This is a genomic window from Ruegeria sp. D6 (assembly GCF_056534365.1).
Genome location: NZ_JBQFPH010000004.1, coordinates 77,902 through 93,869, shown reverse-complemented (window position 1 = coordinate 93,869; position 15,968 = coordinate 77,902). Strand labels below are relative to the sequence as shown.

General features: G+C 57.5%; 14 protein-coding genes. 5 read left to right on the top strand and 9 right to left on the bottom strand.

Annotated features, from left to right (window positions below; all coding sequences use genetic code 11):
* Both gyrB and ACR0A1_RS14545 read right to left on the bottom strand, forming a co-directional pair.
* The gene (gene gyrB, locus ACR0A1_RS14550; protein ID WP_170395385.1) at window positions 1-2,418 is read right to left on the bottom strand and encodes a DNA topoisomerase (ATP-hydrolyzing) subunit B; all 2,418 of its coding nucleotides are present in this window, start codon (window positions 2,416-2,418) and stop codon (window positions 1-3) included.
* Between the two features lie 102 nt (window positions 2,419-2,520).
* Window positions 2,521-3,093, bottom strand: coding sequence for a TetR/AcrR family transcriptional regulator (locus ACR0A1_RS14545; RefSeq protein WP_170395383.1), 573 nt, complete (start codon window positions 3,091-3,093; stop codon window positions 2,521-2,523).
* A gap of 99 nt (window positions 3,094-3,192) precedes the next feature.
* Between ACR0A1_RS14545 and ACR0A1_RS14540 the strand changes: the two genes are divergently transcribed.
* On the top strand, window positions 3,193-3,759 hold the full coding sequence (locus ACR0A1_RS14540) for a carboxymuconolactone decarboxylase family protein (protein WP_170423365.1): 567 nt from the start codon (window positions 3,193-3,195) through the stop codon (window positions 3,757-3,759).
* Here the strand turns inward: ACR0A1_RS14540 and recF are convergent.
* From recF to mutM, 6 genes are all read right to left on the bottom strand, one after another.
* A complete protein-coding gene (recF, locus tag ACR0A1_RS14535) occupies window positions 3,756-4,853 on the bottom strand; it encodes a DNA replication/repair protein RecF (protein WP_170515653.1) in 1,098 nt (365 codons plus the stop codon). The genes ACR0A1_RS14540 and recF overlap by 4 nt on opposite strands.
* Window positions 4,854-4,892: 39 nt before the next feature.
* Entirely contained in the window at window positions 4,893-6,014 is a 1,122-nt protein-coding gene (gene dnaN, locus ACR0A1_RS14530) for a DNA polymerase III subunit beta (protein WP_170515339.1), read from the bottom strand.
* 225 nt (window positions 6,015-6,239) lie between these two features.
* Window positions 6,240-7,622 (bottom strand): chromosomal replication initiator protein DnaA, encoded by a 1,383-nt coding sequence (gene dnaA / locus ACR0A1_RS14525; RefSeq protein WP_170408656.1) that lies wholly within the window; start codon window positions 7,620-7,622, stop codon window positions 6,240-6,242.
* A 543-nt stretch (window positions 7,623-8,165) separates the two neighbouring features.
* Window positions 8,166-8,429, bottom strand: coding sequence for a 30S ribosomal protein S20 (gene rpsT, locus ACR0A1_RS14520; RefSeq protein ID WP_010442545.1), 264 nt, complete (start codon window positions 8,427-8,429; stop codon window positions 8,166-8,168).
* Window positions 8,430-8,656: 227 nt separating this feature from the next.
* The gene (locus ACR0A1_RS14515; RefSeq protein ID WP_170395375.1) at window positions 8,657-9,433 is read right to left on the bottom strand and encodes an enoyl-CoA hydratase; all 777 of its coding nucleotides are present in this window, start codon (window positions 9,431-9,433) and stop codon (window positions 8,657-8,659) included.
* Window positions 9,434-9,499: 66 nt separating this feature from the next.
* The gene (gene mutM, locus ACR0A1_RS14510; RefSeq protein ID WP_170408657.1) at window positions 9,500-10,351 is read right to left on the bottom strand and encodes a bifunctional DNA-formamidopyrimidine glycosylase/DNA-(apurinic or apyrimidinic site) lyase; all 852 of its coding nucleotides are present in this window, start codon (window positions 10,349-10,351) and stop codon (window positions 9,500-9,502) included.
* Window positions 10,352-10,437: 86 nt separating this feature from the next.
* Between mutM and ubiE the strand changes: the two genes are divergently transcribed.
* Both ubiE and ubiB read left to right on the top strand, forming a co-directional pair.
* Window positions 10,438-11,190 carry a bifunctional demethylmenaquinone methyltransferase/2-methoxy-6-polyprenyl-1,4-benzoquinol methylase UbiE gene (gene ubiE, locus ACR0A1_RS14505; protein WP_480868095.1) on the top strand — a complete coding sequence of 251 codons (753 nt, stop codon included), beginning with the start codon at window positions 10,438-10,440 and terminating at the stop codon, window positions 11,188-11,190.
* Window positions 11,191-12,720 (top strand): 2-polyprenylphenol 6-hydroxylase, encoded by a 1,530-nt coding sequence (gene ubiB, locus ACR0A1_RS14500; RefSeq protein WP_170515664.1) that lies wholly within the window; start codon window positions 11,191-11,193, stop codon window positions 12,718-12,720.
* Window positions 12,721-12,817: 97 nt separating this feature from the next.
* Here the strand turns inward: ubiB and ACR0A1_RS14495 are convergent, their stop codons facing one another.
* The gene (locus ACR0A1_RS14495) at window positions 12,818-13,993 is read right to left on the bottom strand and encodes an acetyl-CoA C-acyltransferase family protein (protein WP_480562717.1); all 1,176 of its coding nucleotides are present in this window, start codon (window positions 13,991-13,993) and stop codon (window positions 12,818-12,820) included.
* 112 nt (window positions 13,994-14,105) lie between these two features.
* Here ACR0A1_RS14495 and ACR0A1_RS14490 point away from each other — a divergent pair, with 112 nt between their 5' ends.
* Together ACR0A1_RS14490 and ACR0A1_RS14485 are read left to right on the top strand one after the other, a co-directional pair.
* Window positions 14,106-14,669, top strand: a complete 564-nt coding sequence (locus ACR0A1_RS14490; protein WP_170395365.1) for a helix-turn-helix domain-containing protein — start codon at window positions 14,106-14,108, stop codon at window positions 14,667-14,669.
* 109 nt (window positions 14,670-14,778) lie between these two features.
* Window positions 14,779-15,963 carry a glycine C-acetyltransferase gene (locus tag ACR0A1_RS14485; protein ID WP_480868092.1) on the top strand — a complete coding sequence of 395 codons (1,185 nt, stop codon included), beginning with the start codon at window positions 14,779-14,781 and terminating at the stop codon, window positions 15,961-15,963.
* Window positions 15,964-15,968: the final 5 nt, after the last annotated feature.

The window sequence follows — 15,968 nt, the reverse complement described above, 5'->3', positions numbered from 1 at the left end:
TCAAAAATCCAAATTCTCCACGCTCAGAGCATTCTTTTGAATGAATTCACGACGCGGCTCCACCACATCACCCATGAGTTTGGTGAACAGATCATCGGCCTCGACCATATCATCCACGCGTACCTGCAACAGGGTCCGCGCGTCCGGGTCCAGCGTTGTTTCCCAGAGTTGATCGGGGTTCATCTCTCCCAAACCTTTGTAGCGTTGCAGCGACAAGCCCTTTTCGCCTTCTTCCAGAATCGCGCGCAGCAGGTCGAGCGGGCCGTGTATGACTTGACCCCGATCACGACGCACCAACGTTGCGGGGGTGTTGTAGACCTCTTGCAGGCTCTGGGTGAAACTGCCGGTTTTACGGGCCTCACCCGAGCGCAACATGGGGCCGTCCAGTGTGCGCACTTCTTCCACACCGCGCAGGATGCGCGCGAGGCGGATGCCGTGATCCTGTGTGATGCGGCCTTGCCAGCCGCGTTCGTATTCCAGTGCAATCAAGTCAAGGCGCGCCGCGACCTTGTCGGCCACGCCCTGCAAATCGGCATCAACAGCGCCGGGCACGAAAGCACCGGCTACAGCCGCCTGCTCCAGAATATGGCGTGGATAATGCGTTGGGAAGGCGTCCAGCACACGCTTCAGCTGGCGCGCTTCATCCACTACGCGGGTCAGGTCCTGGCCGATGATTTCCTCGCCCGAGCCTAATTTAAGTACTGCGCCTTCGACGCCCTGATTGATCAAATAATCATCCAGCGCAGCCTGGTCCTTCAAATAAACCTCTGATTTACCTCTAGAAACCTTGTATAGCGGTGGTTGAGCGATGTAGAGATACCCGCCCTCGATCAACTCTGGCATTTGCCGGTAGAAGAAGGTCAACAAGAGGGTGCGGATATGCGCGCCGTCAACATCTGCGTCCGTCATAATGACGATTTTGTGGTAACGCAGTTTTTCGATGTTGAATTCGTCGCGGCCAATGCCGGTGCCCAACGCCATCACGAGGTTACCGATCTCTTGGCTCGACAACATCCGGTCAAACCGCGCCCGTTCCACGTTCAAGATTTTGCCACGCAAAGGCAGAACAGCCTGAGTCAGCCGATCCCGACCGGTCTGGGCAGAACCACCAGCCGAGTCCCCCTCGACCAGGAAAACTTCAGTCTTGGACGGATCTTTTTCAGAGCAATCCTTCAGCTTACCAGCCAGATAGTTCACATCCATCGCAGTCTTGCGGCGGGTCAATTCGCGAGCTTTACGGGCGGCCTCGCGCGCTAAAGCCGCCTCGATGATCTTACCGACAATCCCCTTAGCCTCATTCGGGTTCTCTTCGAACCATTCAGCCAGCTTCTCGTTCATCAGACCTTCGACCGCCGGGCGAACCTCAGAGCTGACCAGCTTGTCCTTGGTCTGGGACGAGAATTTCGGGTCGGGCACTTTCACCGATAGCACGCAGGTCAGTCCTTCGCGTGCATCGTCACCGGTAAAGCTGACCTTTTCCTTCTTCGCGATCCCGCTGGACTGAGCATAGTTGTTGATCGTCCGGGTCAGTGCACCACGGAAGCCAGCCACATGGGTGCCGCCATCGCGCTGCGGGATGTTATTGGTGAAGGGCAGCACGGTCTCATGATAACTGTCGTTCCACCACATCGCGATTTCCACGCCGATATCGTCACGCTCGCCCTTGATATAAATCGGTTCGGGCATCGCCGGGGTCTTGGACCGGTCGAGATATTTGACAAACTCTTTGACGCCACCCTCGTAGAACAGTTCGGTTTCCAGCCGCTCAGCAGGGCGTTCGTCGATCAGAATAATCCGCACGCCTGAGTTCAGGAAAGCCAGCTCGCGCAAGCGCTTTTCCAGCGTCTCAAACGAGTATTCGAGATTCGAGAACGTGTTGGTCGAGGCCAGAAACCGTACCTCGGTTCCCGTGCGATCACCGCACTCGCCGACGACTTTCAGATGTTCCGCCGTCTCACCGCCCTCAAAACGTGCCACATGTTCTTTGCCGGCCCGCCAAATGCGCAGTTCCAGCCAATCGGATAGCGCATTCACCACCGAGACGCCCACTCCATGCAGACCGCCTGACACCTTGTACGAGTTGCTGTCGAACTTACCGCCAGCGTGCAGTTGGGTCATGATGACTTCAGCCGCTGAAACGCCTTCCTCGGGGTGGATATCCACCGGGATTCCACGTCCATTGTCGCTGACCGAAACGCTGGAATCCGCGTGAATTTTTACAGTCACATGGTCGGCATGACCGGCCAGTGCCTCGTCAATTCCGTTATCGACAACCTCGTACACCATATGGTGCAGACCCGAACCATCATCCGTATCCCCGATATACATACCGGGACGTTTGCGAACTGCCTCTAAGCCTTTGAGAACTTTGATGGAATCAGCGCCGTATTCTTGGGGTGCCTGTGCGTCTTCGGACATGCCGTTAGTACCTATATTATTTTGGTAACTTATACGTTTTCTGGTGGGGATTGTCACGCGCTCCCCCCATATTTTGTGGTTCTGATCCGCTTAATTTGCGGATCAAAGCCGATCAAGGTCTGCTGCAATATCCTCGGCGATTTCTGCCGCGTTCACATCGTCCCGTTCGGCTGACAATCGCAACCCCAGAAGGTCGGATTGATAGCGCGCCGCCAAGCGATCCGGGTCATGACTTGGCGCGATTTCTCCGGCCTTCTGCGCGCTGCGAAAGAGGTCCGCAAAACAAGCTTTCATGTCAGCCATGTGGGTTTGCGCCTGATCAGCCAAATCATGGTCTTTGGCTTGCAATTCCGCATAAGTCTTCGCCAACATGCAGGCTTTTGTTGGCAGTTCCGACGCCTCGATCACACGACGAGGTTGCACCTTAAGAGCACCAAGCGGGCCCAATTCCTGCGCCAAAGCCTTCATATTGGCAACCCCTTCCTGAGTATACCGCTCTAACGCCAGGGCGTAGAGCGCATCTTTCGACCCGAATGCCGCGTAGAAGCTGCCCGGTTTCAGCTTCAGCTCTCGCTCGAGATCCTTAAGCGACGTCCCCGCCCAGCCGTGACGCCAGAAAATATCTCGCGCCTGCGCGATAAGCGCGTCTCGGTCATATGAGGGTTTGCGGGGCATCGTTTCACCAATTCTTGAACGTTCGCTCAAATATATACTTGAGTGATCGCTCAAGAAACCCTAAATACGACTCATCGCGCCAGAAACAGGAGTTTTGACATGGCCAATTTCCCGTCTCACGACCTAGAAACCGCCCCGGAAGGGTCCAAGCCGCTGCTTGAGAAATCTCAGGCTGCATTCGGCCGCCTGCCCGGTCTTCATAAAGTAATGGCCGAAAGCCCCCAGCATCTGGAAGGCTATCAGGTTCTGCACGGCCTGTTTCTGCAGACCGATTTCAACAACGACGAAAAAACCGTTGTCTGGCAAACCATCAATGTCGAAAACGAATGCCATTACTGTGTGCCTGCGCATACCGGCATCGCAAAGATGATGAAAGTCTCTGACGAGATCACCGAGGCGCTGCGCAACGAAACTCCGCTGCCCACGGCCAAGCTGGAAGCGCTACGCACCTTTACCCTGCAAGTGATGGAAACCCGTGGAAACCCGACTGAGGAACAGCTGCAGGCCTTCTTTGACGCTGGCTATTCCCACCGTGCGGTCCTGGATGTCGTACTGGGTCTGGCACAAAAAACCATGTCGAACTACGTCAACCACATGGCCAAAACCCCGGTCGACGAAGTGATGCGCGGCTTCCTTTGGGAACGCAAAGTCGGCGAGCCTGCCTAAACGCTGACGACCGAGCCCTCGTCGCCTTCGGTAACGACCAGTGTTTGGGCTCGATCCCCCAATTCCGCAAATAGCTCAGGCCCGGTGCCCGTCATCCAGGCCTGTGCACCCAGCGCACAAATCTCATCATACAACGCAGCGCGCCGACCCGCATCCAGATGCGCGGCCACCTCATCCAGCAATACAATAGGAGGTGCTCCAACCATCTCCGCCAACGCTCGCGCGTTTGATAGGATCAACGACACCAGCAGTGCTTTCTGTTCACCGGTCGAGCAATCTTTGGCTGGAACGCCCTTGGCGGAATATACACCATACAGGTCTGATCGATGCGGGCCGACCAAAGTCCGCCCGGCGGCCAGATCGCGAAACCGGCTTTCATCCAAAGCTTCTCGCAAGTCTTCCGCCGTCTCAGGCATTGCACCTTCGGTTTGAACCAATTCAAGATCCGCTGACGGAAAGGCCGTCTCAGCTTTATCCTGTGCTGAGCGCAGATACTCCAACGCACTCAACCGCGCGGCGTGGATGCGATGCCCCATCTCGGCCATCTGCCCTTCCAGCGCCGCGTACCAATGGGCATCGCGAACTTGTTCTTTCAGCAACCGGTTCCGCTCGCGCATCGCTTTTTCATAGGTCAGAGATGCCTCGGCATGTGCCGGATCAAAACTCAGCGCAATCCGGTCGAGGAACCGCCGCCGCCCTTCAGCCCCTTCGATCCAGAGACGGTCCATCGATGGGATTAACCAAACTACCCGCGCCAGCTTTCCCAATTCAATCTGGCTTGATGTTTTCTCATCAATCCGCACTTGCCGCGCCGCACCACCTTCGGACCAGGTTTCAATCTCGAAATTCTGTCCTTGCGCATTCAATAGCCCAATCAGCTTCCACCCCAGCGCCTCGGGGCGCCGTGTCATCTCAGCGGCGCTTGCCCGCCGCATCCCGCGCCCGGGTGAAAACAGAGAAACCGCTTCCAGGATGTTGGTCTTACCGGCACCGTTCGGCCCATGGATCGCCACTGGCCGCCCGTCCAACGACAGGCGCGCCAGCTTATGAGACCGAAAATGCGAGACCGTAAGCTCGGTCAGGGCCAATCCCATGACCCCTCTCTTTCGTTAGAGATCACCCAGTCGAGGCAATCAGACGCGCATCGGCATTACGACGTATACTGCGCTTTGGTCGTTGCCTTCGCGCATCAGTGTCGGATCACCCGCCGAGTTGAACATAAACACCGCATTTTCACGATCCACCTGAGACGCGATTTCGAGCAGGTATTTAGCGTTGAACCCGATCTCCAGGCGCTCATCCCCGTAAGCAACTGCCAGCTCTTCCTCAGCCGCACCACTGTCGGGTGCATTCACTGACAGAATCAGCTTATCCGCATCCAACTGCAGTTTGACGGCCCGCGACCGCTCGGACGAAACTGTCGCCACACGATCCACGGCCTGCGCGAATTCAGCCGCGTCCACTTCTAACTTGCGCGTGTTACCTTGCGGGATGACACGTGTGTAATCCGGGAACGTTCCGTCGATCACTTTCGAGGTGAGCGTGATGTCAGGCGTTGCAAACCGCACCTTGGTTTCACTGACCGAGACGGCGATGTCCATCTCGTCATCATCCAGCAGCTTGCGCAGTTCGCCCACGGTTTTGCGGGGCACGATCACGCCCGGCATATCCGCTGCACCATCCGGCAGATCCGCATCGATCCGTGCCAAGCGGTGACCATCAGTCGCCACGCAACGCAATACCTTGCCGCCCTCGGAACCATCCGCAACGTGCATGTAAACGCCGTTCAAATAATATCTCGTCTCTTCCGTGGAAATGGCAAACTTCGATTTATCGAACAGCCGGCGCAACAATGCCGCCGACGCCGTAAAGTTCGATTGGTATTCTGAAGACGCCATAACCGGGAAATCTTCTTTCGGCAGCGTCGCCAGAGAAAAATTCGAGCGCCCCGCTTCCACGGTCAACCGCCCAGCTGCACTATCTGCGGTCAGGGTCACCAGCGCCCCATCGGGCAGCTTGCGTACGATCTCATGTAGCGTTGTGGCCGCAACAGTCGTAGCGCCCGCTTTCTCGACTTGCGCGGGGGCCTTGTCGACCACTTCGATGTCCAGATCGGTGGCACGAAACAGCGCCTGATCGCCTTCGGCCTCGATCAGCACGTTGGCAAGTATGGGAATCGTGTTGCGACGTTCGACAACTGACTGGGCCTGCGAAACGGCCTTGAGAAGGGTGCCGCGTTCGATGCTGATCTTCATACCCTCTGTTCCTTTGACTTGCGTGCCGAAATAGGCGGGACTGGCACGTTAGCGTCTCAGCCCTGAGGCACAAGGATTTTTTACGGATTTCTGGGTCGGATTGCCTCGGTGGTCAAGAGCAGCGCGCGTGAAACACTCCAGATCATTCTCAACCGTGGACAATAGCGCACAAGAAAACACCCCGAACGCAATAGTCCGGGGTGTTTTTCAAGGATTCAGTGCGGTTTAGGCTTCCAAGGCCCGGCGCAGCATCTCAACATCTTCGGCAATCTGGCCATCGGTCAACTTCAGCTCTTCGATGCGCTTCACGCCATGCATGACCGTGGTGTGGTCGCGCCCGCCAAATCGACGGCCAATCTCAGGCAGCGACCGACTGGTCAGTTGCTTGCACAGATACATCGCCACCTGACGCGGACGCGCATAGGACCGCAGGCGTTTAGGGCCGATGATATCGCTGAGGCGGATGTTGTAATAATCCGAGACCTTGCGCTGAATCTCTTCGACCGTGATCTTACGCTCGGAGGCGCGCAGTACATCGGCCAGACAATCCTGCGTCAGCTCCATATCGATCTCGCGCCCGACCAGCGAGGCAAAGGCGAACAAGCGGGTCAGCGCCCCTTCCAGCACGCGCACATTGGTCGAGATGCGGTGTGCAAGGAATTCCAATACACCATCAGCAATGGTCAGATCGGGATAGGTGCTGCTGTACTGCTGCACTTTGTTCTGCAGGATTCCCAGACGCAATTCGTAGTCTGTGGGATGAAGATCGACGACAAGGCCACATTGCAGGCGTGACTTTACGCGGTCTTCAAGGTCCTTGATCTCGCCCGGCGCGCGGTCGGCCGAGATGATGATCTGCTTGTTCTGATCCACCAGCGCGTTGAACGTGTGGAAAAACTCTTCCTGCGTCGAATCCTTGCCAGCGATGAACTGCACGTCATCGACCATCAGCACATCGACCGAACGGAACAAGTGCTTGAAATCCATCATGCGGCGTTCACGCAAAGCCTGCACAAAGCGATACATGAACTGTTCTGCTGACAGATAAAGCACATTCAACTCGGGGTGCTTGGTTTTCAACTCCCACGCAATCGCGTGCATCAGGTGGGTTTTACCCAGTCCAACACCACCGTAAAGAACAAGCGGATTGAAAGTTACCGGTCCGCCCTCGGATACGCGGCGAGCTGCGGCATGTGCAAGTTCGTTGGGTTTGCCAACAACAAAGCTATCAAAGGTAAACCGTGCATCCAGTGGCGCAGCCTGTAGTGCTTCAAGCGCATCGTTGGCTGTATCTGTAACAGCGGGCCGGGTTTCTGGCGCGGGAGATGGCTTGGGCTCTTCCACCAATGTGGGACGGGCTGACGAATTGGCCGCTGTGCGAAACGCCAAGCGCTGAACCTTTTCGCCCGATGTGTTCAGCTCATAGAGAATAAGGTCCGCAAAATTCTGACTGACATAGTTGCCCATGAAGTTGGTCGGCACCGAGAACACCGCTACACCATCCTGCAACTCCTGAAACTCCAAGGGTTCAATCCAGGTGGTAAAATTGTTCTTCCCAACCGCCTTCATCAATTTGCTACGCAGTTGTCCCCATTTCTCTTGTGTCATTCGGCGCCTCACGCATCCCATTCATTATTGGCCTTAAGGCCTTTTTTAATGTGTCCCGAATTACGGGCCTTTATGGCGCTCACACACAAGGGAACGTTTCGCCAAACCTGATGGTCTGGCGGGTACGCTCGAATATCATCGCAGTCCAATACAGCACGGCCCCAAAATGGGGGCACACCCGGAATCCGGGATGCGCATGATATTCCAATTTATCGACAGGGCCAGGATCTTCGGCTAACCCGAGACCCAGAGCAGATCGTCCAACTGACCGAAGCCAGCTTTCGAACATTCGTTCCTAAATCTTTCCGATGCCCGTCGGTCAGATCCTTGGAACAGCCTGTCCCCCCAAGCGAGTGAATCGCTGATTAAGTCGTAGCAAGAGCCCAAGGGTCCGGGCAACGAAACTCTGATATTGACTCGGGGTTCTGGGCGAAAGAATCTCTCGGCTTCGTGAAGACGCGGCTTTCCGGCAACAATGAAAAAGGCGTCGCAATCAGCGACGCCTTTTTCGCAAATCAACGCTTGACGCGTTTTCCCAAAGAATCAGCCCAGCGCTTTGACGCGCGCCGACAGGCGCGACATTTTGCGGGCAGCGGTGTTCTTGTGGAAGACGCCTTTGGTGACGCCACGCATCAACTCGGGCTGAGCGGCGCGCAGGGCTGCGGTAGCCGCGTCCTTGTCGCCGGATGCGATCGCTTCTTCAACTTTGCGCAGGTGGGTACGGATGCGCGAACGACGCGCTTTGTTGACGGCGAAGCGCTTTTCGTTCTGACGGGCGCGTTTCTTTGCCTGGGGCGAATTTGCCATGTGTCTCTGACCTTTTGTTCGGTACGGTTATCTTGGGTTGTGCGCCACGGACATATCCGCACCGGATCAGAAATCACGAGTGTGAGTCGGGCCAAGCGGGCCGCACGCGCATGTATGACGGCGGTCTCTATCCAAGTTTGGCAGGTTTGCCAAGCTGATTCTTCCAGTATGTGATGAGGGAAAAAGGCGGGGTCTGCCCGCCTAATATCACTAAGCGACGATTATGATCACTTGTCGCGGAACTGAGCCGCACGTTTTTCCAGAAACGCGGCCATGCCTTCTTTCTGGTCCTCTGTCGCGAACATCGAATGGAACACCCGACGCTCAAACAGCATGCCTTCGCTCAGCGGCAGCTCATAGCTGCGGTTCACAGCCTCTTTGGCCGCGATGGCCGTGATCTGCGATTTCTCTGCAATCTTCTGCGCCGCACCGGTTGCCTCTTCGATCAGCTTTTTGGCGGGCACAACCCGACTTACCAATCCGGCGCGCTCGGCCTCTTCCGCGTCCATGAAGCGGCCTGTCAGGTTCATGTCCATCGATTTGGACTTACCAACGAAGCGGGTCAGACGCTGACTGCCACCAAGCCCCGCGATGACGCCCAGATTGATCTCGGGCTGGCCGAACTTGGCGGTGTCGGCAGCGATGATGAAATCGCACAGCATCGCCAGTTCACAGCCGCCGCCCAGCGCGTAACCGGCAACGGCAGCGATGATAGGTTTACGGATCGCGGAAACCCTATCGTTGGCGTCTGCAAACAGATTGACGTCGAATACATCGACAAAACTCATCTCGGACATTTCCTTAATGTCCGCACCGGCGGCAAAGGCCTTGTCCGAGCCGGTGATGACGATGCAGCGCACTTTGTCATTGCTATCCGCATCTTCCAGCGCCTCGCACAGCTCACCCAGCAACTGGGTGTTCAGCGCGTTCATCGCATCGGGGCGGTTGAGCTTGATAAGGGCGACGTGGTCTTCGATTTCGACGATGATCGTCTCAAAAGCCATGAGGTGTAAGCTTCCGGTTGTTCCGTTCAGGTACGATTCCTTATCACGCGATTTCGCTGGATCAAGTTATCTTTGGCATTGCGCGCAATAGAAGGATGAGCGACCGGACTGGGTGATTCTCTTGATTTCAGCGCCACAACCCTCGGTTCGACAAGGCTCTCCTTCGCGGCCGTAGACGTCGAAACTGTGTTGAAAATATCCAAGTTCTCCATCGGCTTGGCGGAAATCACGCAGCGATGACCCACCCGCTTCAATCGCGTCCTGCAACACTTTTCTGATGATCGGCACAAGGGCCGCAACGCGTGGCGCAGAAATCTGTCCGGCTTTGCGACGTGGCGACACCTTGCCGCGATAAAGCGCTTCGCAGACGTAAATATTACCCAAACCGGCAACGATTCCCTGATCCAACAACGCTGATTTGACCGGGCTGTTCTTGCCTTTGAAGGCGTCTATCAGGTGCTGTTCGTGAAAATCATTACCCAACGGTTCAGGACCCAGAACCGATAGCAGCTTGTGCTGCTCCGCCGTTGCCGTCGGCAGCAGGTCCATTGCCCCGAACCGGCGCGGATCGTTGAAGGTGATGCGTGCGCCATTAGCCATATGAAACACCACGTGATCATGTTTCTGCGCCATCGGATGCTCATGCGCATACTGTCCGAGCGGATCGCCAGAGACCGTCATCCGCCCCGACATGCCCAGATGGATCAACAACGTCTCGGCACTGCTGAGATCCGCCAGAATGTACTTCGACCGTCGCCGCAGCCGATCCACCCGTTGCCCCGTCAGCCGCTCGGCCATGCGAGCCGGGAAAGGCCAACGCAAATCGGGGCGATTCACATCCGCCCTTTCGATCACTGCGCCCTCCATTGCAGGGCTCAGGCCGCGTCTTACTGTCTCGACCTCGGGCAATTCGGGCATTACAGGGCTCCTATTCCAAAGGGCCGCATTGTGCCCGCCTCTTATCGCCCTATAACAGAGGCGAAATTCGACAAACGGCAAGGCAAATGCCCGACACAAACGACAAGACCACCCATTTCGGGTTCGAAACCGTGCGCGAGGCTGAAAAAGCCGGCCGCGTACAGGGCGTGTTCAATTCGGTCGCCTCGAAATACGACGTGATGAACGACGTGATGTCGATGGGCATCCACCGGGTCTGGAAAGACGCGATGATGGACTGGCTTGCCCCGCGCGCCGGTCAGCGGCTTCTGGATGTGGCGGGCGGCACCGGCGATATCTCGTTCCGCTTTCTGAAGCGCGCAGGCCACGGCCATGCTACCGTGCTGGACCTGACCGAGCCGATGCTGGTCGAGGGCCGCCAGCGCGCCGAGGCCGACCAGATGTCCGACAGCCTGAATTGGGTGGTGGGCGATGCGATGGCGCTGCCCTTTGAGGATAACACCTTCGACGTCTACACCATCTCCTTCGGCATCCGGAACGTCACCCGCCCGCAAGAGGCGCTGAACGAAGCCTTCCGCGTGTTGAAACCCGGTGGACGCCTGATGGTACTGGAATTCAGCCAACTACCCAATGACGGGCTGCAAAAGCTCTATGATCTCTACAGCTTCAACGTCATCCCGCGCATGGGCAAGCTGATCGCCAATGACTACGACAGCTACCAGTATCTGGTGGAGTCGATCCGCAAGTTCCCGGATCAGGAGACATTCCTGAACATGGTCCGCACCGCCGGGTTCGAAAACGCCAAATACCGCAACCTGAGCATGGGCATTGCCGCACTGCATTCTGGCTGGAAGATCTAGATGCGCGGCCCTCACAACATCATCCGCCTGATCCGCACAGGCGCCACACTGGAACGTACCGGTGCCATGAACGTCGTATTGGATGCATTCGAGGCACCGCGCGCCGTACGTATTCTGGCGCATACGCTGGGCAAACCGTTCCAATGGCTGGGCTACAAGGGCGACCCCGAGATGCCGCCCGCCACCCGTGCCCTGACCGCATTAGGTCCGGCTTACATCAAATTCGGGCAGGTGCTTTCGACCCGCCCCGACGTGGTGGGAAATGAGCTGGCCGAGCAATTGCGTGTTCTGCAAGACAAGCTGCCGCCCTTTTCCAAAGCTGAAGCAATGGCAGAGGTCGAGAAAGAGTTAGGCCAACCGACGTCAGAGATATTCAGTGAGTTCAGTGAACCCATCGCCGCTGCCTCGATTGCTCAGGTTCACAAGGCCAAGCTGACCAGCACAGGCGAAGACGTTGCTGTCAAAGTCCTGAGACCGGGTATCGAGCGCGCCTTCCGCAAGGATGTAGACGCGTTCTATTTCGCCGCGCGTATGGTACAACTTTGCGCCCCCGGAGCGCGCCGACTACGCCCGATGGAAGTGATCGAGCATTTCGACGGCGTAGTACGCGGCGAGTTGGACCTGCGTCTGGAAAGCGCCGCCGCCTCGGAATACGCTGCCAATACCAAGGATGATGCTGGATTCTGGCTGCCCCCGGTGGTCTGGTCGCTATCCGCCCGCCGCGTCATGACGCTCAGCTGGGCTGATGGCATTCCCTTGGGAGATAACAACGCGCTGGACGCTGCCGGACATAATCGCCGCGATCTGGCTGAGCGCGTGCTCCGCCTGTTCCTGTTGCACGCGCTTCGCGACGGCTATTTTCACGCCGACATGCACCAAGGCAACCTCAAGGTCGCTGCGAACGGGGACATTATCGCCTATGACTACGGCATCATGGGCCATATCGATGAATACACTCGCCGGGTCTATGCCGAGATTCTCTTTGGTTTCATCCGCCGCGACTATAAACGCGTGGCTGAAGTCCATTTCGAAGCAGGCTATGTGCCTGCCAATCAGGACGTCGACGAATTCGCCCGCGCCTTGCGCGCGGTAGGTGAGCCGATCTTCGGCATGGACGCCACCCATATCTCGATGGGTCGGCTGCTGAGCTACCTGTTCGAAGTCACTGAACGCTTTGGCATGGAAACCCGCACCGAGCTGATCCTGCTGCAACGCACCATGGTGGTGGTCGAAGGCGTCGCCCGCTCGCTTGATGATCACATGAACATCTGGGAGGTCGCCCGACCGGTGGTCGAGGATTACATCAAACAATCCATCGGCCCCCGCGCCGCCCTGCGCGATTTCGGTAAAACCGCCCTGGTGCTTGCCCGTTTCGGTCCCCGCTTGCCCGGTCTGGTGGAAAATGCCCTGATTGCCCAGACCCAAAAAGACGACCCAAAGACACCGGGTTTCATCGCAAACCTTCTGCCAGCAGCGATCGGCGCGGCCGCAGGCATAGCCGCGACGCTTGTCATCTTCGCACTCAGCTAAACCAACCCGACCGCTTCATCTGGCCAAAAATACCTTCGGGGGGAATCGCGCCCCGGCGCGATGGGGGGCAGACAGCCCCCCCTTGCCCCGGTCCAACTCAGAGCCGCTCGATGGCGAGGGCAATCCCCTGACCTCCGCCGATGCACATGGTGATCAGACCTTTCGATCCGCCAATACGCTCCAACTCATACAATGCCTTAAGCGTGATAATCGCCCCTGTGGCGCCCACCGGATGGCCCAGTGCAATAGCCCCACCGTTCGGATTCACCTTTGCAGCGTCCAGACCCAATTCCTGATTGACGGCCAGAGCTTGCGCCGCAAACGCCTCGTTGCTTTCGATCACGTCGAAATCACCCGCAGACAAACCCGTTTTTGCGAACAGGTTCTGCACAGCTGGAACCGGGCCGATACCCATCACCTCGGGTCGCACGCCGGCATGGGCATAGCCAATCACGCGCGCTTTGGGTTTCAAGCCCGCCTTTTCTGCAGCATCCACTGTCGCCAATACCATCGCCGCCGCGCCGTCATTGATGCCCGAGGCGTTGCCTGCCGTCACCCGCCCATCTTTCTGGAATACCGGGCGCAATCCGGCCAGCGCCTCGGCAGTGGTGGCCTTGGGATGTTCATCGACCTTGAAGTCGACCTTGTCGCGCTTGACCTTGACCTGCACCGGCGCGATTTGGCTGTCGAAATACCCGGCCTCAATCGCCGCAGCCGCACGGGTCTGGCTGGTCAGCGCAAACGCGTCCATCTGTTCGCGGCTGATCTGGTGTTCATCCGCCACATTCTCGGCGGTCACCCCCATATGCCCGGTGCCGAATGGGCAGTTCAGCGCGCCCAGCATCATGTCGAGCGATTTGACATCGCCCATCTTCGCCCCCCAACGGGCCTGCGGTACGACATAAGGGCTGCGCGACATGCTTTCGGCACCGCCCGCCACGGCAAACTCGGCATCGCCTAGCATCAGCGCCTGCACCGCCGACACTACTGCCTGCGCCCCCGAACCGCACAGCCGGTTCACGTTCATCGCCGGAGTCCCGTTCGGAATACCTGCCTGCATTGCGGCGACTCGCGACAGATACATGTCGCGCGGTTCGGTGTTGATCACATGACCAAAGACAACATGATCAATCTGCGCGCCTTCAACGCCCGAACGCTCCATTGCCGCCTCGGTCGCCACGGTCGCCAGATCGATCGGAGCGGTCGAGGCCAACGCACCGCCAAAGGTCCCGATGGCTGTGCGCGCACCGTCCAGTATTACTATGTCCGTCATGTTTTCTCCTCCAAGTCTCGCGCCCATTATGCACCTGCAGCATGATCTTCATATTAGACTCACTGTCACGCCGGAATTGACATTACGTTGCGCAACACCCATGGATTCCGTCATGACGGAAAACACAGACGATATTCTGACGCGCCTGCCCGCCCGATTGAAAGAGGCGCGCCGCGCCAAAGGCCTGTCGCTTGAGGCGGTCGCCAACCTCAGCGGCGTCTCCCGTTCTATGGTCAGCCAGATCGAGCGTGGCGAAAGCAGCCCCACAATTTCTACCCTGTGGAACCTGACACGCGCTCTGCAGGTGGATTTCGCCGGACTTTTGGAAGACGCCAAAACGACCGACCAGATCGAAGTGCTGCGTCAAGCAGAAGTGCCCAGTATCGACAATATGGGCGAGAAATGCCGGATTCGCATCCTCTCTCCCCCCGAAGAGGCCGGAGGACACGAGGTCTATGATATTCAGTTTCAGGCCAATGGGAGCCTGAACAGCCAGCCTCATGCGCGCGGCGCACGAGAGCAACTGACTGTGCTGGAAGGCGCCGTCCGTGTCACTTCGGGAACGGCATCCAGCGATCTGAAACAAGGGGATACCGCCCGGTATGCCGCCGATATTACGCATTCGATAAGCGCTGAAAACCCGGCCCGCGTTTTCCTGATCGTAAAAAACGCCTGAACGGGCAAGATTCCGCCTTCACGGATATTTTTCCCAAATACTGTAATTCTCCTATTTGGGAATTTCATCCGCTATGTTAGACGTGCGACTCAGATTAACGGAGGTCGCCATGGCTGAAGCATTCCTGTCCCATATTTCGGATACACTCGCGCAGATTGAGGCAGAGGGTCTGTACAAGCGCGAACGGATGATCACCTCGCCTCAGGGCGGTGAGATTACGGTGGGCGACAAGCAGGTGATCAACTTGTGCGCCAACAACTATCTGGGTTTGGCCGATCACCCCGCGCTGATCAACGCCGCCAAAGGCGTCATGGAGCCCAAGGGGTTCGGCATGGCCTCGGTCCGGTTCATCTGCGGTACGCAGGACATTCATCGCGAACTTGAGCAGAAGCTGGCAAAGTTCCTGAACAAGGACGATTCAATTCTGTTCGCTGCCTGCTTCGACGCCAATGGCGGGTTGTTTGAGCCATTGTTAGGGCCCGAAGACGCCATCATCTCTGACAGTCTAAATCATGCCTCGATCATCGACGGGGTACGGCTGTGCAAGGCAAAACGCTATCGCTACATGAACAACGACATGAACGACCTCGAAGCGTGGCTGAAACAAGCGCGCGAGGACGGGGCGCGGCATATCATGATCGCAACCGATGGCGTGTTCTCAATGGATGGCTATCTGGCCAATCTGCCGAAGATTCGCGAGCTGGCCGACGAATACGACGCCATCGTGATGGTCGATGACTGCCACGCCACCGGCTTTATGGGGCCAAACGGAGCGGGCACACCGGACCACTTCGGCGTCGACGTGGATATTCTGACGGGAACTCTGGGCAAGGCACTTGGGGGGGCAATCGGCGGTTATATCGCCGGGCCGCAGCCAGTGATCGACCTGCTGCGGCAGCGGGCGCGGCCCTATCTGTTCTCAAACTCGCTGCCGCCGTCCATCGTTGCCGCAGGGCTTGAGGCAATCCGTCTGGTTGAAGAAGGTGACATGCTGCGCGCCCAATTGTTCGGCAATGCCAAGTACTGGCGCGCCGGGTTAGAGAATCTGGGCTTCGACCTACTTCCGGGCGAACACCCGATCATCCCGGTCATGCTGGGTGAAGCGACCCTGGCGCAGGATATGGCATCGCGATTGTTTGACGAAGGCGTCTATGTTTCGGGCTTTTTCTTCCCTGTCGTGCCGCGTGGTCAGGCCCGAATCAGAACGCAGATGAATGCGGCTCTAACACGCGACGAATTAGACCGGGCGCTCGCGGCATTTGGCAGGGTCGGCAAAGAATTGGGGATAATCTGATGCGG

What these genes read in the sequence shown, in the direction of transcription:
- ubiE (WP_480868095.1), top strand. Translation starts at nt 10,438, where the DNA reads ATGCCCGACACAAACGACAAGACCACCCATTTCGGGTTCGAAACCGTG.
- ACR0A1_RS14545 (WP_170395383.1), bottom strand. Translation starts at nt 3,093, where the DNA reads ATGCCCCGCAAACCCTCATATGACCGAGACGCGCTTATCGCGCAGGCG.
- ACR0A1_RS14485 (WP_480868092.1), top strand. Translation starts at nt 14,779, where the DNA reads ATGGCTGAAGCATTCCTGTCCCATATTTCGGATACACTCGCGCAGATT.
- dnaN (WP_170515339.1), bottom strand. Translation starts at nt 6,014, where the DNA reads ATGAAGATCAGCATCGAACGCGGCACCCTTCTCAAGGCCGTTTCGCAG.
- recF (WP_170515653.1), bottom strand. Translation starts at nt 4,853, where the DNA reads ATGGGATTGGCCCTGACCGAGCTTACGGTCTCGCATTTTCGGTCTCAT.
- gyrB (WP_170395385.1), bottom strand. Translation starts at nt 2,418, where the DNA reads ATGTCCGAAGACGCACAGGCACCCCAAGAATACGGCGCTGATTCCATC.
- ACR0A1_RS14515 (WP_170395375.1), bottom strand. Translation starts at nt 9,433, where the DNA reads ATGGCTTTTGAGACGATCATCGTCGAAATCGAAGACCACGTCGCCCTT.
- ACR0A1_RS14495 (WP_480562717.1), bottom strand. Translation starts at nt 13,993, where the DNA reads ATGACGGACATAGTAATACTGGACGGTGCGCGCACAGCCATCGGGACC.
- dnaA (WP_170408656.1), bottom strand. Translation starts at nt 7,622, where the DNA reads ATGACACAAGAGAAATGGGGACAACTGCGTAGCAAATTGATGAAGGCG.
- ACR0A1_RS14490 (WP_170395365.1), top strand. Translation starts at nt 14,106, where the DNA reads ATGACGGAAAACACAGACGATATTCTGACGCGCCTGCCCGCCCGATTG.
- ACR0A1_RS14540 (WP_170423365.1), top strand. Translation starts at nt 3,193, where the DNA reads ATGGCCAATTTCCCGTCTCACGACCTAGAAACCGCCCCGGAAGGGTCC.
- mutM (WP_170408657.1), bottom strand. Translation starts at nt 10,351, where the DNA reads ATGCCCGAATTGCCCGAGGTCGAGACAGTAAGACGCGGCCTGAGCCCT.
- rpsT (WP_010442545.1), bottom strand. Translation starts at nt 8,429, where the DNA reads ATGGCAAATTCGCCCCAGGCAAAGAAACGCGCCCGTCAGAACGAAAAG.
- ubiB (WP_170515664.1), top strand. Translation starts at nt 11,191, where the DNA reads ATGCGCGGCCCTCACAACATCATCCGCCTGATCCGCACAGGCGCCACA.